19 protein-coding genes and 1 pseudogene are annotated in these 23,071 nt (G+C 70.5%); 5 read left to right on the top strand and 15 right to left on the bottom strand.

Annotated features, from left to right (window positions below; translation table 11 throughout):
- Window position 1: 1 nt before the first annotated feature.
- Genes BLT23_RS30460 through BLT23_RS30445 form a run of 4 tightly spaced genes read right to left on the bottom strand, consistent with a single transcriptional unit; the run spans window position 2 to window position 3,693 of the window.
- Window positions 2-1,597 carry an AMP-binding protein gene (locus BLT23_RS30460; RefSeq protein ID WP_090055197.1) on the bottom strand — a complete coding sequence of 532 codons (1,596 nt, stop codon included), beginning with the start codon at window positions 1,595-1,597 and terminating at the stop codon, window positions 2-4.
- Between the two features lie 14 nt (window positions 1,598-1,611).
- The gene (locus tag BLT23_RS30455; RefSeq protein ID WP_090055194.1) at window positions 1,612-2,397 is read right to left on the bottom strand and encodes a metallophosphoesterase; all 786 of its coding nucleotides are present in this window, start codon (window positions 2,395-2,397) and stop codon (window positions 1,612-1,614) included.
- 53 nt (window positions 2,398-2,450) lie between these two features.
- Window positions 2,451-3,242 carry an HAD-IIA family hydrolase gene (locus BLT23_RS30450; protein ID WP_090055191.1) on the bottom strand — a complete coding sequence of 264 codons (792 nt, stop codon included), beginning with the start codon at window positions 3,240-3,242 and terminating at the stop codon, window positions 2,451-2,453.
- Window positions 3,243-3,246: 4 nt separating this feature from the next.
- Complete coding sequence (locus BLT23_RS30445) at window positions 3,247-3,693, bottom strand: MarR family winged helix-turn-helix transcriptional regulator (RefSeq protein WP_090055464.1); 447 nt, start codon at window positions 3,691-3,693, stop codon at window positions 3,247-3,249.
- A 116-nt stretch (window positions 3,694-3,809) separates the two neighbouring features.
- Between BLT23_RS30445 and moaA the strand changes: the two genes are divergently transcribed.
- Window positions 3,810-4,868: a GTP 3',8-cyclase MoaA gene (moaA, locus tag BLT23_RS30440; RefSeq protein WP_090055188.1), complete on the top strand. Its 1,059-nt coding sequence runs from the start codon at window positions 3,810-3,812 to the stop codon at window positions 4,866-4,868.
- Between the two features lie 2 nt (window positions 4,869-4,870).
- Complete coding sequence (locus BLT23_RS30435) at window positions 4,871-5,143, top strand: MoaD/ThiS family protein (protein WP_090055185.1); 273 nt, start codon at window positions 4,871-4,873, stop codon at window positions 5,141-5,143.
- Here the strand turns inward: BLT23_RS30435 and BLT23_RS30430 are convergent.
- Entirely contained in the window at window positions 5,107-7,557 is a 2,451-nt protein-coding gene (locus BLT23_RS30430; RefSeq protein WP_090055182.1) for an ATP-binding protein, read from the bottom strand. The two genes, BLT23_RS30435 and BLT23_RS30430, sit on opposite strands and share 37 nt — an antisense overlap.
- A gap of 441 nt (window positions 7,558-7,998) precedes the next feature.
- Between BLT23_RS30430 and BLT23_RS30425 the strand changes: the two genes are divergently transcribed.
- Complete coding sequence (locus BLT23_RS30425) at window positions 7,999-8,646, top strand: transglycosylase family protein (protein ID WP_090055180.1); 648 nt, start codon at window positions 7,999-8,001, stop codon at window positions 8,644-8,646.
- 230 nt (window positions 8,647-8,876) lie between these two features.
- Here BLT23_RS30425 and BLT23_RS42330 read toward each other — a convergent pair.
- From BLT23_RS42330 to BLT23_RS30400, 4 genes and pseudogenes are all read right to left on the bottom strand, one after another.
- Window positions 8,877-9,766 (bottom strand): annotated as a pseudogene (locus BLT23_RS42330) (molybdenum cofactor biosynthesis protein MoaE).
- Window positions 9,763-10,236, bottom strand: a complete 474-nt coding sequence (gene moaC / locus BLT23_RS30410; RefSeq protein ID WP_090055174.1) for a cyclic pyranopterin monophosphate synthase MoaC — start codon at window positions 10,234-10,236, stop codon at window positions 9,763-9,765. The pseudogene BLT23_RS42330 and the gene moaC overlap by 4 nt, the downstream one beginning before the upstream one ends.
- 77 nt (window positions 10,237-10,313) lie before the next feature.
- Complete coding sequence (locus BLT23_RS30405; RefSeq protein ID WP_090055171.1) at window positions 10,314-11,696, bottom strand: NAD-dependent malic enzyme; 1,383 nt, start codon at window positions 11,694-11,696, stop codon at window positions 10,314-10,316.
- 128 nt (window positions 11,697-11,824) lie between these two features.
- The gene (locus BLT23_RS30400; RefSeq protein WP_090055169.1) at window positions 11,825-12,010 is read right to left on the bottom strand and encodes a hypothetical protein; all 186 of its coding nucleotides are present in this window, start codon (window positions 12,008-12,010) and stop codon (window positions 11,825-11,827) included.
- Between the two features lie 105 nt (window positions 12,011-12,115).
- Here BLT23_RS30400 and BLT23_RS30395 point away from each other — a divergent pair, with 105 nt between their 5' ends.
- Window positions 12,116-14,365: a helicase-associated domain-containing protein gene (locus tag BLT23_RS30395; protein WP_090055167.1), complete on the top strand. Its 2,250-nt coding sequence runs from the start codon at window positions 12,116-12,118 to the stop codon at window positions 14,363-14,365.
- 104 nt (window positions 14,366-14,469) lie between these two features.
- Here the strand turns inward: BLT23_RS30395 and BLT23_RS30390 are convergent, their stop codons facing one another.
- Genes BLT23_RS30390 through BLT23_RS30375 form a run of 4 tightly spaced genes read right to left on the bottom strand, consistent with a single transcriptional unit; the run spans window position 14,470 to window position 19,616 of the window.
- Window positions 14,470-15,075, bottom strand: coding sequence for a GTP-binding protein (locus BLT23_RS30390; protein WP_090055165.1), 606 nt, complete (start codon window positions 15,073-15,075; stop codon window positions 14,470-14,472).
- Entirely contained in the window at window positions 15,056-15,826 is a 771-nt protein-coding gene (locus tag BLT23_RS30385; RefSeq protein ID WP_090055163.1) for a DUF742 domain-containing protein, read from the bottom strand. The genes BLT23_RS30390 and BLT23_RS30385 overlap by 20 nt, the downstream gene beginning before the upstream one ends.
- 29 nt (window positions 15,827-15,855) lie before the next feature.
- Window positions 15,856-16,275 (bottom strand): roadblock/LC7 domain-containing protein, encoded by a 420-nt coding sequence (locus BLT23_RS30380; RefSeq protein WP_030470879.1) that lies wholly within the window; start codon window positions 16,273-16,275, stop codon window positions 15,856-15,858.
- The gene (locus BLT23_RS30375; protein WP_245744338.1) at window positions 16,272-19,616 is read right to left on the bottom strand and encodes a sensor histidine kinase; all 3,345 of its coding nucleotides are present in this window, start codon (window positions 19,614-19,616) and stop codon (window positions 16,272-16,274) included. The genes BLT23_RS30380 and BLT23_RS30375 overlap by 4 nt, the downstream gene beginning before the upstream one ends.
- Before the next feature lie 483 nt (window positions 19,617-20,099).
- Here BLT23_RS30375 and BLT23_RS30370 point away from each other — a divergent pair, with 483 nt between their 5' ends.
- Window positions 20,100-21,077: an ABC transporter substrate-binding protein gene (locus BLT23_RS30370; protein WP_090055155.1), complete on the top strand. Its 978-nt coding sequence runs from the start codon at window positions 20,100-20,102 to the stop codon at window positions 21,075-21,077.
- A 244-nt stretch (window positions 21,078-21,321) separates the two neighbouring features.
- On the opposite strand, the gene BLT23_RS30365 is transcribed toward BLT23_RS30370, so the two are convergent.
- Entirely contained in the window at window positions 21,322-22,206 is an 885-nt protein-coding gene (locus BLT23_RS30365) for an LppU/SCO3897 family protein (protein ID WP_090055152.1), read from the bottom strand.
- Window positions 22,207-22,290: 84 nt separating this feature from the next.
- Window positions 22,291-22,851, bottom strand: coding sequence for an LppU/SCO3897 family protein (locus BLT23_RS30360; RefSeq protein WP_090055149.1), 561 nt, complete (start codon window positions 22,849-22,851; stop codon window positions 22,291-22,293).
- Window positions 22,852-23,071: the final 220 nt, after the last annotated feature.

Raw genomic sequence — 23,071 nt, 5'->3', positions numbered from 1 at the left:
CTCAGGCGTGCCGGACGCCGTCGTCGAGACCGAGCAGCTCCACCGACCGCGCCCGCATCTCGACCTTGCGGATCTTGCCGGTGACCGTCATCGGGAAGTCCTCGACGACGTGGACGTAGCGCGGGATCTTGTAGTGGGCGAGCTTGCCCGTGCAGAACTCGCGGACGGCCTCGGCGGTCAGCTCCCGCGCCCCGTCGCGCAGCCGCACCCACGCCACCAGCTCCTCGCCGTACTTCGCGTCCGGCACGCCGACCACCTGCGCGTCGAGCACGTCCGGGTGCGTGTAGAGGAACTCCTCGATCTCGCGCGGGTAGATGTTCTCGCCGCCGCGGATCACCATGTCCTTGATGCGGCCGGTGATGTTGACGTAGTCGTCGTCATCCATCACCGCGAGGTCGCCCGTGTGCATCCAGCCCGCGGCGTCGACCGCCTCCGCCGTCTTCTCCGGCTCGTTCCAGTAGCCGAGCATCACCGAGTAGCCGCGCGTGCACAGCTCCCCCGGCTCGCCGCGCGGGACCGTGAGACCGGTCTCCGGGTCGACGATCTTGACCTCCAGGTGCGGCCCGACGCGGCCGACCGTCCCCACGCGACGGTCGAGCGAGTCGTCCACGCGGGTCTGCGTCGACACCGGGGACGTCTCGGTCATGCCGTAGCAGATGGAGACCTCGCTCATGCCCATCCGGCCGACGACCTGCTTCATCACCTCGACCGGGCACGGCGAGCCCGCCATGATCCCGGTGCGCAGCGACGCCAGGTCGTAGTCGTCGACCAGGTCGAGCATCGCGATGAACATCGTCGGCACGCCGTAGAGCGACGTGCACTTCTCCTCCTGCACCGCCGCGAGGGTCGCCGCCGGGTCGAACGCCGGGGCGGGGATCACGATGCACGCGCCGTGGCTGGTGGCCGCGAGGTTGCCCATGACCATACCGAAGCAGTGGTAGAACGGCGGCACCACGCAGATCCGGTCGTGCTCGGTGTAGTTGACCAGCTCGCCGACGAAGTAGCCGTTGTTGAGGATGTTGTGGTGCGACAGCGTCGCGCCCTTGGGGAAGCCCGTCGTGCCGGACGTGTACTGGATGTTGATCGGGTCGTCGCGGTCCAGCTCGACGTCCGGCAGCTCGTCGCCGGTCCACTGTGGATCTTCGACGAAGACGACGTTGCGCAGCTCCGGGCACCGCGGCCGGACCTCGTCGATCATGGCGGCGTAGTCGGAGGTCTTGAACGACCGCGCGGACACCAGCGTGTGGACGCCCGCCTGGTTCAGCACGTACTCCAGCTCGTGCACCCGGTACGCCGGGTTGACGTTGACCAGGATCGCGCCGATCCGGGCCGTCGCGTACTGCACGAACACCCACTCGGCGCGGTTCGGCGCCCAGATCCCCACCCGGTCGCCCTTGCGCACCCCGAGCGAGTGCAGCCCGGCGGCGGCCCTGTCGACCTCCTCCGCCAGCTCCGCGTAGGTCCACCGGCGGCCGGCGGCCCTGTCGACCAGCGCCTCGCGGTCGCCGAAGCGCGCGACGGTCGCGGCGAAGTTCTCGTGGATCGTGCCGCCCAGCAGCGGGGCGGCGGAGGTGCCCGAGGAGTAGCTGGAGGTCATCCCCCAGACCGTAGTCAGGCTGGGACGTATGGCAAGGGCACGACCAGGCACGGACCGCCGCTGTACAGGCCCGCGTCGATCGCCAGCACCTTGTCGTCGGCGTAGACGAGCGGCCCGTCGATCTGGTCCGGCGGCACCCCGAGCTGGTCGGCGATGACGCTGTGGCCGTGCACGATCGTGCTGCCGCCCAGGGTCTTGAGCAGGTCGTCCGCGATGTCGGGACCCTGCGGGCCGCGGAACGCGTAGCGCGTCGTCATCTTGCGCCAGCACTCCCACCAGTCGACCAGGTCGTCGCCCTTGAGCACCTGCTGGACGGCCTCGTTGACCTCGTCGATCGAGGACCCCCATTCGAGGTAGGCCATCGTGTCGGAGTGCATCATCAGGTGGTCGTCGCGCAGCTTCAGCACCGGGCGCGTGGTGAGCCACTCGACGTGCTCCCCGGTCAGCCGGTCCTGGTCGCTGCGCAGGCCGCCGTTGAGCAGCCAGCTGCGCGCGAACGACCGGGGCCCGAGGCTGTCCGGCACCTGCTCGTCGCCGAACCGGTGCATGCCGAGCAGCAGGATCTCGTGGTTGCCGATCAGCGAGTTCGCCGAGCCGCCCGCCTCCGCCGCCTCCTCGCCGAGGCGCATCACCAGGTCGATCACGCCGACGCCGTCGGGACCGCGGTCCACGAAGTCGCCGAGGAACCACAGCTCGGCCTCGCCGCCCGCCCAGTGCCCCTCCTCGTCGCACAGTCCGGCGACGTGCAGCGCCCTGATCAGCTCAGCGAGGTGCCCGTGCACGTCACCCACGACGTACATCGGGCGTCGATCCGTGTCCACCTCCGCGACGATAGGTGATCCGGCGTCCCGCGTCAGTGGTCAGTCCAGTCGCCGAACGGGTCCGCTGAGTGACCGACGAGCTCGGCGATCGACTTCAGCACGCGGGTCGGGCGGTACGGGAACATCTCCGCGGTCTCGGCGGTGAAGATCCCGGAGAGCACCAGGATGGTCGACAGCCCCGCCTCCAGGCCCGAGCGCACGTCGGTGTCCATCCGGTCGCCGATCATCAGCGCGTTCTCGGAGTGCGAGCCCAGCGCGCGCAGGGCGGAACGCATCATCAGCGGGTTCGGCTTGCCCACGTAGTAGGGCGCGCGGCCGGTGGCCCGCTCGATCAGCGCCGCCACGGCACCGGTCGCGGGCAGCGAGCCCTCCCGCGACGGACCGGTGGCGTCCGGGTTCGTCGCGATGAACTTCGCGCCCTCCTCGACCAGGCGGATGGCCTTGGTGATGGCGGTGAAGCTGTACGTGCGGGTCTCGCCGAGCACCACGTAGTCCGGGTCGCGGTCGGTCAGCACGTAGCCGATCTCGTGCAGCGCCGTCGTGAGGCCCGCCTCGCCGATCACGAACGCCGAGCCGTTCGGCCGCTGCGAGTCGAGGAACCTGGCCGTGGCCAGCGCGGACGTCCAGATCGACGACTCGGGGATGTCGAGGCCGGTGCGCTGCAGGCGGGCCCGCAGGTCACGTGGCGTGTAGATGGAGTTGTTCGTGAGCACGAGGAACGGCGTCTCCGACGCGCGCAGCTCCGCCACGAACTCGTCCGCGCCCGGGATGAGGTGCTCCTCGTGCACGAGGACGCCGTCCATGTCCATCAAGTAGTGCCACATGGGTCTAAGTATCGATCATCCGCTTGCGAAACGTCGTGGTCTGGAGCTTGAGATAACGCTCGATCACCTCGAGCTCGCGCTCGTCGAACTGCTCCAGCACCTCGATCATGGCCTGGCGGGCGACCTCGAAGATCTCGCCGAACTCGTCCACGTCCCCGACCGTGACCTCGACCAACACCTTGCGGCGGTCGTGCGGGTCACGGACACGACGGACATATCCGGCACGTTCCAGCCGGTCGATCACCCCGGTGACGGCCCCGGTGGACAGGCCGGAGAGCTCCGCGATCTTCCCGGCCGTGACCGGGCCGTCCGCCCGCATGGCGAGATCGAGGCACTTCTCGTCGGTCGCCGACAGGCCCATCTGCGCGGCGACCTTCGCGTGGAACATGACGGTGATGGCGCTCTGCTCCCGCATGTACCAGGTGAACCTATCCAGGTCATCAGGTTCCATGCCGGAAATCTTAGCCACTAAGACAATTTGCCTGTGCGGGTGGCCCAACCACCACAACCTGAGAAAACCCTCTTCTTGGAGTCACCTACAAGAGGTTGGTCATTAAGCTGGACAAGGTGACAGCAGTCGAGCTGGGACTACCCATCGTGCGCGGCACCCCGGACGCCTCCGCGCGGCCGGACACGCCGGGACTCGTCGACAGCTTCGGCAGGGTCGCGAAGGACCTGCGGGTCTCGCTGACCGACCGCTGCAACCTGCGGTGCACCTACTGCATGCCCGCCGAGGGCCTCGACTGGCTCAAGAAGGACGAGCTGCTCACCGACGCCGAGCTGGTCCGGCTCCTGCGGATCGCCGTCGTCGACCTGGGCGTCACCGACATCCGGTTCACCGGCGGCGAGCCGTTGCTGCGCCGCGGCCTGGAGCGGGTCATCGCCGAGACGGCCGCGCTCGAACCCCGCCCGCGGATGTCCATGACGTCCAACGGCATCGGGCTCGCGCGCCGCGCCCAGTCGCTCAAGGACGCCGGCCTGAACCGGATCAACGTCTCGCTCGACACCCTCGACCCGGCCAGGTTCGCCACGCTGACCAGGCGCAACCGCATCACCGACGTGCTCGACGGCCTCGACGCCGCCCGTGCGGCCGGACTCGAACCGGTCAAGGTCAACTCCGTGCTGATGCGCGGCGTGAACGAGGACGAGGCCGTCCCGCTGCTGCGGTTCTGCGTCGAGAACGGCTACCAGCTGCGGTTCATCGAGCAGATGCCGCTCGACGCGCAGCACGGCTGGGAGCGCTCGAACATGGTCACGGCCGACGAGATCCTCACGATGCTCTCGTCGGGGTTCACCCTCACGCCCTCGGAGGCCCCGCGCGGCGGCGCCCCCGCCGAGCGCTGGCTCGTCGACGGCGGCCCGGCGGTCGTCGGCGTGATCGCGTCGGTGACCAGGCCGTTCTGCGCCGCCTGCGACCGCACCCGGCTCACCTCGGACGGGCAGATCCGCAACTGCCTGTTCAGCCAGGGCGAGACGGACCTGCGCGCGCTGCTGCGCGACGGCTCCCCCGACGCCGCGATCGCCGACGCCTGGCGCGCGACGATGTGGGCCAAGAAGGCGGGCCACGGCATCAACGAGGCGGGGTTCTCCCAGCCCGACCGTCCCATGAGCTCGATCGGAGGCTGACGGTGAGTTCCACCACCGGGACCGCGGTGAAGGTCCGCTACTTCGCGGGGGCGCGGGCCGCCGCCGGCGTCGCCGACGAGGAGCTGCTGCTCGACAGCGCCGACCCGACCGTGGCGCTGGTCGTGCGGACCATCGGCGAACGGCACGGCGCCCGGCTCGGCAAGGTCCTCGCCGCGTCGAGCTTCCTGCTCGACGGCGTGGCCGTGCGCGACCCGGCGACGCGCGTGCCCGCCGGGTCTCAGCTCGACGTGCTGCCGCCGTTCGCGGGCGGCTGACCCTCCTCCAGCTCCCGCTGCCAGAACCGGCACCCCGTCTCGTCGGCCAGCCGCAGACCGGACCGGGTGGCTTCGGCCGCGCCCGCGTCGTCACCCAGCGACCGCTGGACGCGTGCCAGCACCGCGAGCACCCGCACGCCGCGCACCCGCATCTCACCCTCACGCGCCCGTTCACGGGCGCGCAGAGCGGTCCTGAGCGCCTCCCTCGGCTCCTCCGCCGCGTGGTGGTCGGCGGCCAGCCCGGCCAGCGCGTTGACCTCGCCGCGCAGGTAACCGTTCTTCAGGCTGATCGCCAGCGCCTCGTTGTGCGCGCTCATCGCCCTGTCCACGTCACCCGCCGCGCGGAGGGCCTCGCCGAGCACGTCGTAGGCGTCGCACTCGTCCTTGGGGCTGTGCGCGTCCCGGGCGTGCCGCAGCGACTGGCGGGCGTAGTCCGCCGCCTCCTCCGTCCGGCCGCGCACCAGAGCCAGCAGGGCGTGCGAGTCGTAGCCGGGGACGCGGCGGACGAGTCCGGGCGGGGCGTGGGCGCGCAGCTCGTCGGCCCTGGCGAGGTAGGTCTCGGCCAGGTCGTGGTCGCCGCGCAGCTGGTGCACCTCGACCACGGCGTTCAGCGCGAGGATGCGGCCGACCAGCAGGTCCCGCTCCTCGGCGATCTCCAGGGCCCGCGTGGCGTGGGTGACCGACGTCGTCAGCGGGCCGAGGTCGAGGTGCACGCCACCCAGGTTGAACAGCACGGCCGGGTTGTCGGGGGACAGCTCCAGCGCCTCCCCCAGCTCCCGCGCGGCGACCCGCAGGCGGCCCAGCTCCCAGTTCACGATGCCGCTGTTGATCAGCATCGACGTCATGACCCGGTCGTCGCGGTGGGTGCGCAGGATATCCAGGGCCTTGGCGTGCTCCTCGACGGCGCCGGCCAGGTCGCCGACGCTCCAGTGGGCCAGCGCGAGGCTGCCGTGCATGACGGCCTGCGGCACCGGCGCCCCCGCCCGCCGTGCCGCCGCGAGCCCCGCCCTGGCCGCGGCGAACCAGTCGACGTGGTGGGCCTGGAAGTGGAAGTGACCGCGCAGCATGTCGGCGAGAAGCCACGCGACCGGTTGCGGACCGGCCTGCTGCACGGCGGCGACCACGTTGGCGCGCTCGGCCTCGAACCACGCCACGGCCGCCGCCTCCGACGCGAGGTCGTGCCGCGGCAGGTCCGGTGGCAGCTCCGGCAGGTCGAGGCGGACGAACTCGCGGTTGAGCGTGCGGGCGGCGGCCTCGGCGTTGAGCAGGTAGTAGGCGAAGAGCCGCTCGCGCGGACGGCGGTCGGCCGTCAGCCGGACCGCGAACCGGCGCAGCAGGTCGTGCAGGCTGTACCTGTCCCCGTGGCGCTGGACCAGGTTCGCGCCGACGAGCTGCCCCAGCGGCTCGTCCGCCGGTCCGCCGAGCAGCGCGGTGGCGGCCTCGACGCCGAAGTCCTGCCCCGGCACGAGCCCCAGCAGCCGGAACAGCTCCCGCGCCCGCGGCGGCTGCGCCTGGTAGGACAGGTCGAACGCGGCGGCGACGGCCGCGTCCCCCTCGATCTCCAGCGCGTCCAGCCGGTCGTCCCCGCGCAGGTCGGCGAGGTAGTCGGCGATGTGCCCGGCCGCCACGTTCGCCGCGGCGATCCGCAACGCGAGCGGCAGGTGCGCGCAGAGCCGCACCAGCTCCGCCCGGTCCTCGCGCGACCCGGAGATCCGCATCCGCACGAGCAGCTCCTGCGCCTCGTCGTCCGCGAACACCCCCAGCCGCACCTGCTCGTACTGCGCGAGGTCCGTCCGGCTGGTCACGAGCACCCGGCACCGCGGCCCCGCCGGCAGCAACGGCCCGACCAGGTCGCCGGTGGCGTTGTCGACCACCACGAGCACCGCCCTGCCCGCCGTCATCCGCCGGAACAGCCCGGCCTGCGCGTCCAGGTCGACCGGCACGTCCTCGGCCCCCAGCGCCCGCAGGAACCCGTGCAGCGCCTGGTTCGGCGACATCGTGGTGGCGTTGTCGAACGCGCGGAGGTTCACGTACAGCTGCCCGTCCGGGAACCGCTCGCTCAACCGGTGCGCGACGTGCACGGCCAGCGAGGTCTTGCCCACCCCCGGCGGCCCGGTGATGGCGAGCACCGCGGCCGCGCTGCCCAGCGCCGCCTCGATCTCGGCCTCCCTGCCGACGAAGTCCGGCAGGTCGGCGGGCAGCTGCCGCGGCCCGCGCCCGCGAGGCACGAGCCGGTACCCACCGGCCTCGGTGACGACCTGCTCGGTCTCGCGCAACCGCCGCACGAGGTTCCGCAACGCCTGCCGCGGGTTGGCCGGCGGCTCGTCTCCCCACACCGCGCCGACGAGCGCACCGAACTCCACGGCCCGCCCCGGCGCCACGGCCAGCGCCCGCCGCAGCGCGTCGAGTCTCATACCCTCGATCATGGCCCCGACCGCCCGCGCGCACCTCACTTCCACCCGGGCACGTGGTCTGAACCAGGCCCCCCGATAGGCTCAACAGGCGTGAGCCACGCCTCACTTTCCGTGATAGATCTCGGCGGATCTCAAGATGGAAACGAACCGATAACGTAGCCTTTGAGCTGCGGATTTGTAGGACTTGCACAAGTCCTCGAAACGTTACAGTGACGTCGCTCACGCTTCGAATCGTTTGGCGAGCCCGCCTCCGGTTACGTACGGTCGCTTCTCGGCTGGCCCCGACCGGCCACGAGCTAGACCGGAGGACCGTGCACCGAACCCAGTCCCAGGGTTCTCCGGAACACCCCCGAGCGAGAGAAACCGCCGGACTGGAACGCAGTGACGTACCGGGCCCGAACCCGAGTCGCTGCCCGCAGGTGCAGGTGGACCGAGAGGCACATGGCTTTCAACCGAGGCAACAAGGGCAAGCACGGCACCGCCGCTCGCACTATCGCCAAGGTCGCGGCTGTCGGCATCATCGCCGGCGCCCCTCTGGGCCTGGCCGTTGGCACCGCCAACGCCGCCCCCGGAATGGACTGGGACGCACTCGCGCAGTGCGAGGCCAGTGGCAACTGGGCCGCCAACACCGGCAACGGCTACTACGGCGGCCTGCAGTTCACCCAGCAGACCTGGAACGGCCACGGCGGCGTGGGCAACCCCGCCAACGCCTCCCGCGAGCAGCAGATCGCGGTCGCCGAGCGCGTCCTCGCGTCGCAGGGCCCCGGCGCCTGGCCGGCCTGCAGCGCCAAGCTGGGCGCCTACACCGGCAAGGCCACCCAGGCCCCGGTGCAGCAGCGCCAGGCGCAGCCGCAGCAGCAGCGCACCACCCCGGTGCAGCAGGCCCCGGTGCAGCAGGCCCCGGTCGTGCAGGTCGCAGGCTCCACCTCGAACCCGAACGGCAACTACGAGATCAAGGCGGGCGACACCCTGTCCAAGATCGCGGACGCCAACAAGGTCGAGGGCGGCTACCAGGCCATCGTGGAGAAGAACAAGGAGTTCCTGACGAACCCCGACCTGATCTTCCCGGGCCACAAGATCCTGATCTGAGCCCTTCTGATTCCGCAGCCCGCTGAGCCGGGCTGATGCACGAACCAGGGACCTCACCGCAACCCCCCGGCGGTGAGGTCCCTGGCTGCGTTCCGGCCCGGGTCACCGAGTGAGACGACAGGCGGCCGGGTGGCGCGGCGGGGCGGCAGCGGCGAGCAGACGGGGCAGGGGCCGGGCGCGGCAGAGGCCCGGGCTCGGTCAGCCCTGTCCCACCCCTGGCACACCCCGTCTCAAGGACAGTTGACCCACTCGTCCCGCCCATCACCGAAAACCTGCCTCTTCCACACCGGCAGCCGAGCCTTGACCTCGTCCACCAGGTCCGAGCACAAAGCGAACGCCTCCCCCCGGTGCTCAGCCGCGACAGCACAGGCCAGAGCCACATCCCCGATCTTCAACGGCCCGACCCGATGCGAGACGGCGATCCCGTGCACCCCGGGATACCGGTCCGCCAACCCCGCGACAACCGACTCGACCACGTCCGAAGCGGACGGATGCGAGTGGTACTCCAGCTCGACGACGTCCCGCCCGCCGTCGTGGTCCCGCACGACCCCGGCGAAGGTCACCACGGCACCGGCCCGGTCGGAGGCGACCAGGGCCGCGTGTTCCTCGACCGACAGGGGTTCCTCGGTCACGACAGCTCTGAGCACCACGCTCACGTGTGGTCACCTCCACGCAGTTGGTCGAGCGCGTGCTCCAGCACGCTCGCGAGCACGTCCAGTCCGTCCCGCACGCCGCCGGTGGAGCCCGGCAGGTTCACCACCAGGGTCCGGCCCGCCACGCCGGCGACGCCGCGGGACAGCACGGAGCCGGGTACGCGCGGCCAGCCGGACATGCGGATGACATCGGCCAGGCCGGGGATCTCGTAGTCCAGCACGGCACGGGTGGCTTCGGGGGTCTTGTCGGTCGGGTTGATGCCGGTGCCGCCGGTGGTCAGCACCAGGTCCGCACCGCCGGACACGGCTGCGACCAGGGCTTCGCGCACCGGGTCGCCGTCCGGGACGACGGCGGAGGACACGGTGAACCCTCGTTCGGTCAGCCACGAGGCGATGATCGGTCCGCTGCGGTCCTCGTAGACGCCGGCGGCTGCGCGGTTCGAGGCGGTGACGACCACGGCCTTCACGGGCGCACCCACAGGCCGGACTTGCCGCCTTCCTTGCGTTCGACGCGCACCGCGTCCAAAGTGGCGGCCGGGTCGACGGACTTCACCATGTCGTGCAGGGTCAGGCCGGCGACCGAGACGGCGGTCAGCGCCTCCATCTCGACGCCCGTGCGGTCGGTGGTGCGGACGGTCGCCGTGATCAGGACCGAGTCGTCGGCCAGTGCCAGGTCGACCTTCACCGACGACAGGGCGATCGGGTGGCACAGCGGCACGAGCTCCCAGGTGCGCTTCGCCGCCATGATGCCGGCGATGCGGGACGTCGCGAGGGCGTCGCCCTTGGGCAGGCCGTCCGCGCCAAGCAGGGCCACCACCTCGGCCGTCGTGCGCAGCACGCCGGAGGCCACTGCCGTCCGGGTGGTCTGCTCCTTGCCGGAGACGTCGACCATGCGGGCCGCGCCTTGGGAGTCCAGGTGGGTGAACTGCTTGGTCATACGGCGATCGTAGGCCCGTGCCACGCCAGCGGCCGTGAGGAAGCGGGACGGCGGAACCGTCCCGCTTCCGGGAGCCGTCAGGAAGCCGCGGCCTTGCGCACGGCCTCCGCCACCGCGGGGGCGACCGTGTTGTCGAAGACCGACGGGACGATGAACGACGCGTTGAGGCGGTCGCCGTCCACCACGTCGGCGATGGCCTCGGCGGCGGCCAGGAGCATCGCGTCGGTGATGGTCTTCGCGTGGGCGTCCAGCAGGCCGCGGAACACGCCGGGGAACGCCAGCACGTTGTTGATCTGGTTCGGGAAGTCCGAACGGCCGGTCGCGACGACGGCGGCGTGCTGCTGGGCCTCCATCGGGTCGATCTCCGGGTCCGGGTTGGCCAGCGCGAACACGATGGCGTCCTTGGCCATCGTGGCGACCTGCTCGGCGCCGAACAGGTTCGGGGCCGAGACGCCGATGAACACGTCGGACCCGACGAGCGCGTCGTGCAGGCGGCCGGACTGGTTGTCCTTGTTCGTGGACGAGGCGATGGACTTCAGGTTCGCGTCGAGGCCGGGGCGGTCGCGGTGGACGATGCCGTCGACGTCGACGGCGATGATGTCGCCGGGCGTCTGGGCCTGCAGCAGGCGGATGATCGCGGAGCCCGCGGCGCCGACGCCGCAGACGGTGATGCGGCAGTCCTTGATGTCCTTGCCGACGACGCGCAGGGCGTTGCGCAGCGCTGCGACGACGACGATCGCGGTGCCGTGCTGGTCGTCGTGGAAGACCGGGATGTCGAGCTTCTCGCGCAGGCGGGCCTCGATCTCGAAGCAGCGCGGCGCGGAGATGTCCTCGAGGTTGATGCCGCCGTAGACGGGGGCGATGAGCTCGACCGCGCGGATGATCTCCTCGGTGTCCTGGGTGTCCAGGCAGACCGGCCAGGCGTCGACGCCCGCGAACTTCTTGAACAGCGCGGCCTTGCCCTCCATGACCGGCAGGGCGGCGGCGGGTCCGAGGTTGCCGAGGCCGAGCACGGCGGAGCCGTCGGTGACCACGGCGACGGTGTTGCGCTTGATGGTCAGGCGGCGCGCGTCGTCCGGGTTCTTGGCGATGGCCTCGCACACCCGCGCCACGCCGGGCGTGTACGCGCGGGACAGGTCGTCGCGGTTGCGCAGCGGGACCTTCGACGAGATCTCGATCTTGCCGCCGAGGTGCACGAGGAACGTGCGGTCCGACACCTTGCGGACGACGATGCCGGGCAGCGTCTCCAGCGTGTCGGTGATGTCCTTCGCGTGGTTCGCCGACAGCGCGTTGCACGTGAGGTCGATGACGACGCGGTCGTTGTGCGACTCGACGACGTCGAACGCCGTGATGACACCGCCCGCGCGGCCGACGGCCGAGGTGAGGTCACCCGCGGCGCTCGCTGACGGCGGCGCCTCCAGACGAACGGTGATCGAGTAACCAGGGCCGGGGACCGGCATCGTCTTCCTCCCACGCAGTGCAGCTCAAGCGGGAGGCGAGCCTATCCCCGGCCCCATTGCGGAACCAACGCGACTCGGCAGTCTCAAGTGCAGCTCAAGACCACATCAAGACGAGGCCGATCGTCCGATCAGGACTTGTTGATCTCGGTGACCGGGTGCCGGTACGGCAGGTCTTCCACCGGCAGCGGGAACGTCACCGCGCCGAACGGGGAGAGCGCACCCTGGGTGTCGCTGGTCAGTTCGGTGACGGGGTGACCGCCGCCGGGGCCCTCCGGCCAGTGCGGGTCGACCCGTCCAGGGCGTCCTTTCGCCACGATCTCCTCCTCGGTGGTGCCGATGACGCCACAAGTGTGACAGACCTCGTTCTCACTTCCCGGCGGGACGATCCGATGTCGACGGACCCATATACCGTGGTGAGAATGTCCGGCACCACTCTCGCCGACTGGCTGCGCTCCAGGGACGACGCCGCTCTCGTCGCCCTGCTGCGCGCGCGTCCTGACCTGGCAACTCCCCCACCTGCCGATATGTCCGTGCTGGCGACACGGGTCGGCACCAGGGCGTCGATCGCGCGCGCCTGCGAGGACCTCGACACGTTCACGCTCGCGGTGCTGGAGGCACTGGTCGTGGAGGGCGCGGACACCTCTCCCGTGGGCTTGGCCACACTCGCGCGGGTGCTCGGGCCGGACGTGAAGCCCAGGCCGCTCAAGCAGGCCGTGGCGAAGCTGCTGTCGCTCGCGCTCGCGTGGGGCGACGACGAGCTGTCCGTCCCCCCGGTGACCCGTGAGGCGTTCGGCACGTTCCCCGGCGGGCTGGGCCGCGCCACGGGGCAGACCTACGACCTGAGCGGCGTCGGCGAGGGCGAGCTGCGGGTGTTGCGCAAGCTCGCCGCCGGACCGCCGATCGGCGACACCAAGGACGCCTCGCGCGTCGTGCCGCTCGACAAGGCGGAGACCCCCGTCCAGCGGCTGCTGGCGCGCGGTCTGCTGCTGCGCCGCGACCCCGGCACCGTCGAGCTGCCCCGCGAGATCGCGTTCGAGCTGCGCGGTGACCGCCCGCTGGGCCCGATCCAGACCGTCGAGCCGAAGCCGAAGACGACGGCGTTGCGGCAGACGAGCGTGGACGCCACGGGCGGCGGTGAGGCACTGGAGCTGGTCCGGCACGTCGAGAACCTGGTCACGAGCTGGTCGGCGGAGCCGCCTCCGGTGCTGCGCACGGGCGGGCTGGGCGTGCGCGACCTGCGCAAGGCCGCCAAGGACCTGAACGTCGACGAGCAGCGCGCCGCGTTGCTGATCGAGCTCGTCGTCGGCGCCGACCTCGTCGCGAACACCGAGGCCGCCGAGCCGGAGTGGGTGCCGACGACCAAGGCCGACGTGTGGCTCGCCGCGACCGCCGAGGTCCGCTGGGCCACGCTCGCGCACGCCTGGCTGGAGCTGCCCAGGCTGCCCGCGCTGGTCGGCCGCCGCGACGAGCGGGACAAGCTCTTCAACCCCCTCGCGGACGAGATCCGCCGCGCCCAGGCCCCGCGGGACCGCCGCTGGGTGCTGGAGACGCTCGCGGCGTTCCCGGCGGGCACCTCGTTCGCGAACCCCTCCGACCTGGCCGCGCTGCTCGCCTGGCGGGCGCCCCGCCGCGGCGGCAGGCAGCGCGACGAGCTGGTGCGCTGGACGGTCGAGGAGGGCACCGCCGTCGGCGTGCTCGCCCTCGGGGCGGTCACGAGCGCCGGCCGGGTGCTGCTCGACGAGGGCGCGGGCCCCGCCGCCAAGACCCTCGGCGAGGCGTTGCCGGAGCCGCTCGACCACGTGCTGGTGCAGGCCGACCTCACCGTCGTCGCCCCCGGCAGGCTCGAACCAGATCTCGCGGACGAGCTGGCGCTGGTCGCGGACGTCGAGTCGGCGGGCAGCGCGACGGTGTACCGGATCAGCGAGGGCAGCGTCCGGCGCGCGCTCGACTCCGGCCGCACGGCCGACGACCTGCACGAGCTGTTCAAGGTCCGGTCGCGGACGCCGGTGCCGCAGTCGCTGACCTACCTGGTCGACGACGCCGCCCGGCGGCACGGCAGGCTGCGCGGCGGCGCGGCGGGCTCGTTCCTGCGCTGCGACGACCAGGTGCTGGTCAGCGAGGTGCTGGCCCACCCGGAGGCCACCCGGCTGGAACTGCGCCGGATCGCGCCGACGGTGCTGGTGAGCCCGTTGCCGCTGGCGGACGTGCTGGACGGGCTGCGGTCCGCCGGGTTCGCCCCCGCCGCGGAGGGCCCCGACGGCCAGGTCCTCGACCTGCGGCCGGGCGGGCGCAGGACGACGCCGCGGCAGCGGTCGGCGCGCAAGCCGGCGGCACCGGCCGTGATCGCCGACGAACGGCTGGGCGAGTTCGTCCGGCTGGTGCGGGCGGGAGACCGCGCCGCGGCCACGCCACGGGGCGAACGCGTCGCCGTGCCCGGTCACCTGGGCTCAGGACCCTCGGCCACCCTGTCGCTGCTCCAGCAGGCCGCACGGGCCCGCCGGCGGGTGCTGGTGGGCTTCGTCGACTCCCACGGCACGGCGGCGCAGCGCGTCATCGAGCCGCACGTCGTCGGTGGCGGCGTGCTGGAGGGCTACGACCACAGCTACGGCGAGGTGCTGCGGTTCCCGCTGCACCGCGTCACGTCCGCCGCCCTGGTCGACGAGGACTGACGAGGCCGGTCCGGCCCGGACCGGAACACGACGGCGAGGCGAGGGACCCACCCGGAGGTGGTCCCTCGCCTCGCCGCTCGTCTGAAGTTGTCCCCGGTGAGAGGTCAGCCCGCGCGGACGGACATCCACTGGCGCATGGCGTGCTCGACCAGCGTGATGAGCGTCTGCTTCGTCGACTGCCGGTTCCGCGCGTCACACGTCACGATCGGCACCGACTCGTCGATCGTCAACACCTCGCGCACGTCCTCCAGCCTGTGGTGCAGGAGGCCGTCGAAGCAGTTGACGCCCACGACGTACGGCAGCTGCCGGTCGTCGAAGAAGTCGATCGAGGCGAACGCGTCCGCGAGCCTGCGGGTGTCGACCAGCACGATGGCGCCGATGGCACCCCGCACCAGGTCGTCCCACATGAACCAGAAGCGGTGCTGACCCGGTGTACCGAAGAGGTACAGGATCAGGTCGCTGTCGAGCGACACGCGGCCGAAGTCCATCGCGACCGTCGTGGTGACCTTGTTCGGCGTGGCGGAGAGGTCGTCCACCCCAGCGCTGGCCTCGGTCATCACCGCCTCGGTGGTCAACGGGACGATCTCGGACACCGAGCCGACGAACGTCGTCTTGCCCACACCGAAGCCACCCGCCACCACGATCTTGGCGGAGGTCGTCGGCTTCCGTGCGCCCTCGGCGCCCTGGGGACTAGAGCCTGCGAAGCCCACTGAGCACCCTCTCCAGGAATTCCATGGAAGGCCGGTCCCCCACGACCAGACCGCCCTGGTGAATCAAAACCAATCCCATGCTTGCCATGTCGCCGATCAACACCCGCACGACGCCTAGTGGCAAGCGTAGGAGTGCCGCGACCTCGGCCACCGACCGCGTGTCCACACACAGCCCGCAGATCGACCTGTGCTCGGGAAGCACTGCCGCGTCCCGTTCGAGCCCCTTCTCACTGGTGGAGATGAGGGCCTCGATAGCGAGGTCGTAGTCGGGTCGTGTGCGTCCACCGGTGCGCGTGTAAGGCCGCACCAGTGAACCCGAGTCCGCAGCTGCATTCTCCTCCGGGCGCACGACGGACTGTGCACCGGTGTTGTACACCGGCTGCGCACCCGTGCTGTACACCGGTTGCGGCCCCGTGGTGTACGGCAGTTGTTCCGGCACCGCGTCCGGCATCTCGTGCTGGCCGAAGAGGTCCGCACCGGGTCCACCGAACAGCCCGGTGCCGTACCCGTCTATGTCGAACCGGTTCGGCACGTCGTCGTACGGGTACGACGACGAGTCATCCACCTCACGCTGAGACATATCGCCTAGCCCTTGCCCTGTAACCCGCTCATCGTGGGGTGCGTCCTCGGCTTCCTCTGGATCTTGGGGTATCGCGTCAGGCTCGTCGAACTGGAACCCGCCGGCCGCCCACTCCTGGTAGTTGAAGTTCCTACCGAGTCCACGGCCTCCAGCGCCAGGTCTCGCAGCCATTTGTTCTCACCCCTGACACCAAGTGAGGTCTAGCGACGGACCACACCCTGAAGCTGCGCACGCAGCTCAGGGGTGAGTTGTTGGCCGACTCTCTCCACCAGAAGCGTCATCTCGTAGGCCACGAGCCCGATGTCGCAGTTCGGTGCCGCCAGGACGGCGAGACACGATCCGTCGCTGATCGACATGAGGAACAGGTAACCCCGCTCCATCTCGACAACGGTCTGGTTGACCCCGCCTGCCTCGAAGCAGCGGGCAGCACCCTGTGTGAGGCTGACCAGCCCTGACGCGACGGCGGAGAGCTGCTCTGCACGGTCCCGGGGCAAGCCCTGGGACCCCGCGAGCAACAGCCCGTCCGCGGACACCACGACGGAATGTGCCACACCGGGCACCCTCCGCACGAAGTCGGTGATAAGCCAACCAAAGCTGCCTGGCTGCGCTGCGGTCGTCACTCCTGCTCCTCGTTCTGCCGGCTCGACTGGTCACCAGCGTATGCCTCGATCAATGCGTGCCGGCCTCGCCGGACACCACTTTGCAGACTCGACATCCGTCCGCGCACCGCGTCGGCGGTGCGGGGCGGCAGCGGCGGGCGCTGCGCTGTCTGCGTCAGGGACTGCGGCTTGGGTGCTGCAGATCCTGGCACGAGCTGAGCCTTCGGTGTCCGTTTCGGCAAACCTGCCGTTGTCTTCGTCTCCGGCGTCTTGTTCAACAACGCCTGAGCCGCCTGCCATCCCTCATCGGCGGGCGATTGCCAAGCCGATTCGGAAGCGGGCGCCACGGCTGGAGTCTCCTCCAGAACGGGCTCCGGTTCCACAACTCGCTCCTGCTCGGCCGGTGCCACTTCTTCCTCGACCGCCTTCTGGACCTTCGCGCGCGGCTGGCGCACGGGCAGACCAGCTGCGGACGTGGTGGTGGGCGTCACCGCCGGGACAGGCTTGCGGGTACGGGTCGGGAGCTCCGGCTCCGGCCCGTCCGACAGCGGAGGGGTCGTCGGGGGCTCGTCGATGTACTCGACATCGCCCTTGTCGACGCCACCCTTGCCGGCACCGCCCTGACCGGACTCGACGTGCCCGTTGGACGCGTCCGCCTCGTCGTTCCCGGCCGCCGGGCGCACCGGCTGGGCCGCGGACGCCGACGTCTCGCTGCCGACCGCCTGGAACCACTGCGACAGGACGGCCTCGTAGATCGGGAGGCGTTCCGTCGGGGCGTCCAGGTCGTGCTCGGCCTGCTTGCCGGAGGTGCCGTTGCGGTGGCCCATGCCGATGTCGAGGCGGCCGTCGTCGACCGAGGCGCGCGCGACGCCGTTGGCCGAGGCCGGCTCCTCCTGGATCGGCGGGATCGGGACGAACTGCGTGGTCTCGTAGCCGGGCTCGAAGGAGATCTCGCCCGGTTCCTCGTCGCGGTCCTCGTAGGCCGTGAAGAGCGTCGGCTCGCCGAACGAGCCCTCGGGCTCCGCGGCGGCCAGCTGGTCGCGGCGCCACCGCTCGGACGGCGTCGAGTCCTCGGCGGGCGAGTCGGTGAAGACCGGGATCGCCGTCGCGCCCGCACCGCTGTCGGTGACCGAGCTGGGCACGAAGCTGACCGGGATGCTCGGGCTCGACTCGTCGACCCTCGGGGTGAGACCGGTGGACCCGGTGCTGCCGAAGGCGCCGGCGATGCCGCTGGCCCTGGCCGCGGAGGTGCCGATCTCGGTGGTGTGCTCCGAGACGGCCGGTGCCGGCGACTGGGACTGCGACTGGGCCGGTGCGGACATGCCGAACGCGGAGGCGAGCCCACCCGAACCGGGCGGCGGCGCGGCGGCCGGTGCCTGGCCGGGGATCGCGATGAGCGTCTCCGGCACGATCACCAGCGCCGTGGTGCCGCCCTCGATGTCCTCGTTGCCGCGCAAGCGGACCTTGATGTCGTGGCGCTTGGCGAGCCGCGCGACCACGTACAGGCCCATCCGGCGGGAGACGGCGACGTCGACGTCCGGCGGGTCGGCCAGGCGCTCGTTGGCGTCCAGGATCTCCTGGTCGCCCATGCCCACGCCGCGGTCCTGGATCTCGATCGCCAGCTCGCCCTTGCGGGTCTTGGCCGTGCGGACGGTGACCTTGGTGACCGGGTCGGAGAACGCCGTGGCGTTGTCCAGCAGCTCCGCGATGAGGTGCACGAGGTCGTTGACCGCGCGGCCCTGGACGGTGACGTCCGGGGTCTGGCCGACCTGCACGCGGGCGTACTGCTCGACCTCGGAGACCGCGGCGCCGAGGACCTCGGCGGCCGGGACGGGCCTCGTGAGCCGCCGCGAGAGGTCCGTGCCCGAGAGGACCAGGAGGTTCTCCGAGTTGCGGCGCATGCGGGTCGCGAGGTGGTCGAGCTCGAACAGCGAGGCCAGCTGGTCCGGGTCCTGCTCGTCCTGCTCCAGCCGGTCGATCAGGTTCAGCTGGCGCTCGACCAGGGCCTGAGAGCGGCGGGAGAGGTTGACGAACATCGCGTTGACGTTGTCGCGCAGGAGAGCCTGCTGGGCGGCCAGTCGCACCGCTTCGCCGTGCACCGCGTCGAACGCGCGCGCCACCTGGCCGACCTCTTCCCGCGTGTGCACCGGGACCGGCTCGACGGCGGTCTTCGCCGCGTTCTCCGGGTCCGGGTCCGCGAGGATGCGCTCGACCGCGTCCGGGAGGCCGTGGTCGGCGACGTCGAGGGCGGTGCGGCGCAGCGTGCGCAGCGGGTTGAGGATCGAGCGGGCGACGAACAGCGCCATGAGCAGCGCGAGGGCGAGGATGGCGAGCACGAGGCCGGAGGCGATGTAGGCCCTGATCCTGGTGTCGCTCGCCAGCTGGTCCGTCTTGTTCTGCAGCTGCTCGACCAGCAGGTTCTCGACGTCGCGGGTCAGGTTGACCGTCAGCGTGGCGGCGATGTCCCACTTCTCGGACGTCAGTTGGCTGAAGTCCTTGCCGCCGGCCTGCTGGTTGATCGCCGACTCCTGCATGTCGTTCGCGGTGTCGACGATGAGGCCGGTGACGGTGTCGTCGTAGATCTTGGCCTGTTCCGGCGTCGCGGACTTGCGGAAGTCGTTGCGGGCGGCTTCGAGCTCGGCGTTCGCGGCCTGCAGGGCGCGCGTCTGGGACGGCGTGAAGCCCTTGCGCTGGAAGACGTCCAGGAGGATCGCCCGCTTGAGCGACTCCTGCTCCTTGATGCGCGCGATGGCGTTCGTCGTCAGGTGCAACCGCACCAGCTCGGGGTCGTTGATCTCGGAGATCGTCTGCTCACCGAGGTTGATGAGGGTCTCGATGGACTCCGAGTAGGTGCGCTGGACGGCTTCCGCGGGGTACTGGGTGTCGCGCACCGAGTTGCGGAGGCTGTTCAGGCGGTCGAGCTGCTTGGCGGCGAGCTGGAACCGCTCGACGGCCGCGGGGTTCAGGTCCGAGCTGAGCTCCGAGATCCTCGCGTTGAACGCCTCGCTGGTGTCGTTGACGCGACGGAGCTGGCGTTCGAGGACGACCTTGTCGACCCTCTTGTTCGACGCGACGAAGCTGACCGACAGGTCGCGTTCGCGCTGCAGCTGCTGCACCAGGTCGGCCACCGCGGTCTCGAGGCGGATCTGGTTCGCGAGGTTGTTGAACTCCGTCGCGGCCTGGAGGTCGTTGCGAACCTGCAACCCGCCGAGGGCGAGGGCGCAGACCGTCGGGATCATCAGGACGGCGAGCAGCTTGGTGCGCAGGCGCCAGTTGTTCAGGCGCCACGGCGCGGATCGGGCAGGTCCGGAACCGGGGGCGGCCGGGACGTCGTGACTCACCGGGTCCGGTGTCACGTTCATCGGTCCGTCACCCAGCGCAGCCAGTCCGTCACCCGATTCGGGCCTTTCGGAGCGTGTGGTGTCACCCACGCCAAACTGGCTGGGACCTCTCTCACGTCGGGCCACTCTGGGCTTCCTCTTCCAGCAGCAGTGTCCCGGTCTCTCCCCAGGACCGAGCATGGACTCGTCAAACGGGCCGAATTGCAGCACAGGGGCGGTTCGCCCGGTGAGGCGCCCTACCCCGTCTGAAGACACGTCGGTCGACAACAACCTGTGCCACCCGGCGGGGAGCGTAATGGTCACCCCCTGCTCGGGGGAAGTCTCCAGAAGCACTCACCGTATCGAGACGGGGTGTCGTTTCATACGTTCAGGTGGTTAACATCCCCGGTTGTCGGCACGCCTCGCGTCCGTCCGAACTCCCTGTTCGGGGTGTGGACTACCTGGTCTGTGGCGACACTCACTGATCGATTCGATGCTACTCAAGTCCTACCGGCGAGAGGTGCCATGGCTACCCGAGGCACAGCTCTGCGGCTTGTCGCAGTGCTCACCACGTGCGTTCTGACCGCGAGCTGCGGCCTGTTCGGAAGTTCGTCGAGCGGCGGCAACGCGGACGTCGAGCGCAACATCCTGCGCATCGGCGTGCTCCCGGTCGTCGACGTCGCCCCGTTGCGCATCGCGCTGTCGGAGAAGCTGTTCGAGAAGGCCGGCCTGCAGGTCAACCTGGTGACCCAGCCCAGCGAGGCCGAGGCCATCAAGCAGCTCGACACCACGCTCGACATCACGTGGGCGACGCACGTCAGCCTCTTCCGCGCCGTCGCCGAGGGCACCGAGCTGCAGCTGCAGGCCGAGGCGTACCAGGCGGGCCCGAACTCGATGGCCCTGGTCACGGCGTCCGACTCGACCTACGACGACCCCGGCAAGCGGCCGTCGCCGACCATCGCCGTGAACAGCGAGACCGACATCGGCGCGCTGACGACGCGTGCCGTGCTGGACACCGCCGCGGTCGAGAAGCAGAAGATCAAGTTCCGGGCCATGCCCTTCGCCGACATGGAGGCGGCGCTGATCTCCGGCACCGTCGACGCGGCGTTCATGATCGAACCGTTCATCACGAAGGCACAACGGAAGATCGGCGCGAAGATCCTCACCGACACCGCGCGCGGCCCGACACTCGACTTCCCGATGTCCGGCTACGCGGCGTCGAAGAAGTTCGCCGAGGCCAACCCGAAGACGCTGAAGGTGTTCCGGGACGTGGTGCGCGAGGCCCAGCAGCGGGCGCAGAGCAACAAGCTGGCCGTGCAGGACTCGCTGACCGGCTACGCCGACGTCGACCAGCCGACCGCCGCGCTCGTGTCCGTGGGCACGTTCCCGCTGTCGCTGAACCCGATCCGGCTCCAGCGCGTCGCCGACATGATGGACACCGAGGACGTGCTCTCCGGCCGTCTGGACGTGCAGCAGCTGCTGCCGCCGGGCACCACGGGCTAGCCACGCCCCTTCCGCACGGGACGAGAAGAAGGCGGGCCGGATCTTCCGGTCCGCCTTCGCCGTTTTTCGTCCACCGCCGATTTTCGTTCTTCGGCGTTTTCGTCACCGTCCGGCGTCGTTCGGATACATTGCGATACCGCCGAGACGTGCATTGCCTCACGAATCGACTACGTCACACTTCCGCCGAATTCTCAGCCGACGCGAAAAGGCGGGCCGGAACACGCCCCGCTTTTGCCAGCCGCGGTCACCGTCCGCCGAGCGCGACTACGCAGTACGTGATGCCCGGTGCAGGTTCGGTGTACGAGATGGCCGTCGCCTCACCGCACTCCGCCGTGGCGGCGCGGACGAACTTCTCGATCTTGACGACCTTCTGGACGGCGTACGGGTTGTCACCCTTCGAGCAGTCGACCGGCTTCAGCCCGTCCATGTTGATCTTGACGATCTCCTCCTCGTAGCACTTGCCCTCCTCGAGCTTCTCGACGAGGCAGAGCTTCAGCGACGAGGTGCGCCTGCCGCGCTCGGTGTACTCGGCGTAGTCCTCGCTGGGGCACGCCTCCGTCGTCGACTTCATGGACTTGGCGATGAAGTAGTTCGCCTCGGGGGCGTCGCAGGAGACCTTCTCGTACTTCGGGCTCATCGTCGTGCCCGTGACGCTCGCGCAGTCACCGGCCTTGGCCGACGGTTCCGTGATGCTGCTCAGGCCACCGCTGAGCAGGGCCCGCACCAGGACGAACGCGCCCACGAGCACGACGACGCCGACGATCGAGCCGATGACCTTGCCGGCACCGCTCTTCTTCGGCGGCGGGCCGTAGGGCATCGGCTGGCCGGGCGGGAACTGGCCCGGTGGCATCTGGCCGGGCGGCATCTGGCCGGGGACCTGGGCGTACGGGTTCGGCTGGCCCTGCTGCGCGTACGGGTTCGGCTGAGCGTACGGGTCGGCCGGGTAGGGCTGCGCCTGGCCGTACTGGCCCGGCTGCGGCTGCCCCGGCTGCTGGCCGTACTGGCCCGGCTGCTGCTGGCCGTACGGGTCTGGCTGGCCGTAGGGCTGCTGGCCCCACGGCTGCTGCGGCTGTCCACCGGGAGGCGGTCCGTAGGGCCCCGGTTGCTGGGGGTTGTCAGGGGTGGTCACTGGTTTTCCTCTCCGATGGGTCGCGGAAGACGACGAAACCGGAGCCGCGGGACCGCGGCTCCGGTTTCGCGAGGTGGAGGCTCGTTACGCCGGCGCACCGGTGCAGTAGTTCAGCTTGACCTCGGGGTAGACGAGTGCCGTCTCACCCTCGGCGCACTGCGGCTCGGCGGCGTCCTTGCCCGCCTTCGTCACCTTGAAGCCCGCCGACTCGGTGCACTCGACGGCCTTCAGGCCCACGCCGCCGATGTTCTCCGAGTAGCACTTCCCCTCGGCGAAGACCGGCGCGAGGCAGAGCTTCGTCTTGGGACCACGACGCTGGGTCTGGGTGTACTCGTCGTAGTTGTCACCGCACACCACGTCGGTGCCGCCGGCCTGCGCGACCGAGTACATGGCCTCCGCCGCGCCGCAGTCGACCGGCTTGTACTCGGGCTTGGTCGAGGTGCCGGTGATGCTGGCGCACTCGCCGACCTTCGCCTGCGCGACGTCACTGGTGAAGTAGTTGAAGGCGTAGATGGCGCCGGCGGCCACGATCAGGCCGACGACGTAGGTCAGGATCCGCTTCAGGACGCTCGGCTTCTTCTGCGGCTGCTCCGCGGGTGCGGGCTGCTGCTGCGGAGCGGGCGAAACGGACTCGGTGGTGCTCATGCGGTTCTCTCACTTCCGGAATTACCCCAGGTGGCCCATGCCCCCCGACACAGCCGGAGCAGAGAGTGTCACGCGCGTGGAAGAACCGCTGCTGCTTTACGGAAACGTTACGGCCGTTTCGATGCCCTGAAGGGTTACCGCGCAGTAGGCCAGCGGGACGGCGCCCCGGCGCGGGGTGTCCGCTCGTCCTCGATGATCACGCCGCAGAGGGTGCCACGAG

This window comes from Lentzea fradiae, from assembly GCF_900100955.1.
In the GTDB taxonomy this organism is placed as follows: domain Bacteria; phylum Actinomycetota; class Actinomycetes; order Mycobacteriales; family Pseudonocardiaceae; genus Lentzea; species Lentzea fradiae.
Note: the sequence above shows the minus strand (reverse complement) of the source record. Positions and strands in the feature narration are given on the sequence as shown.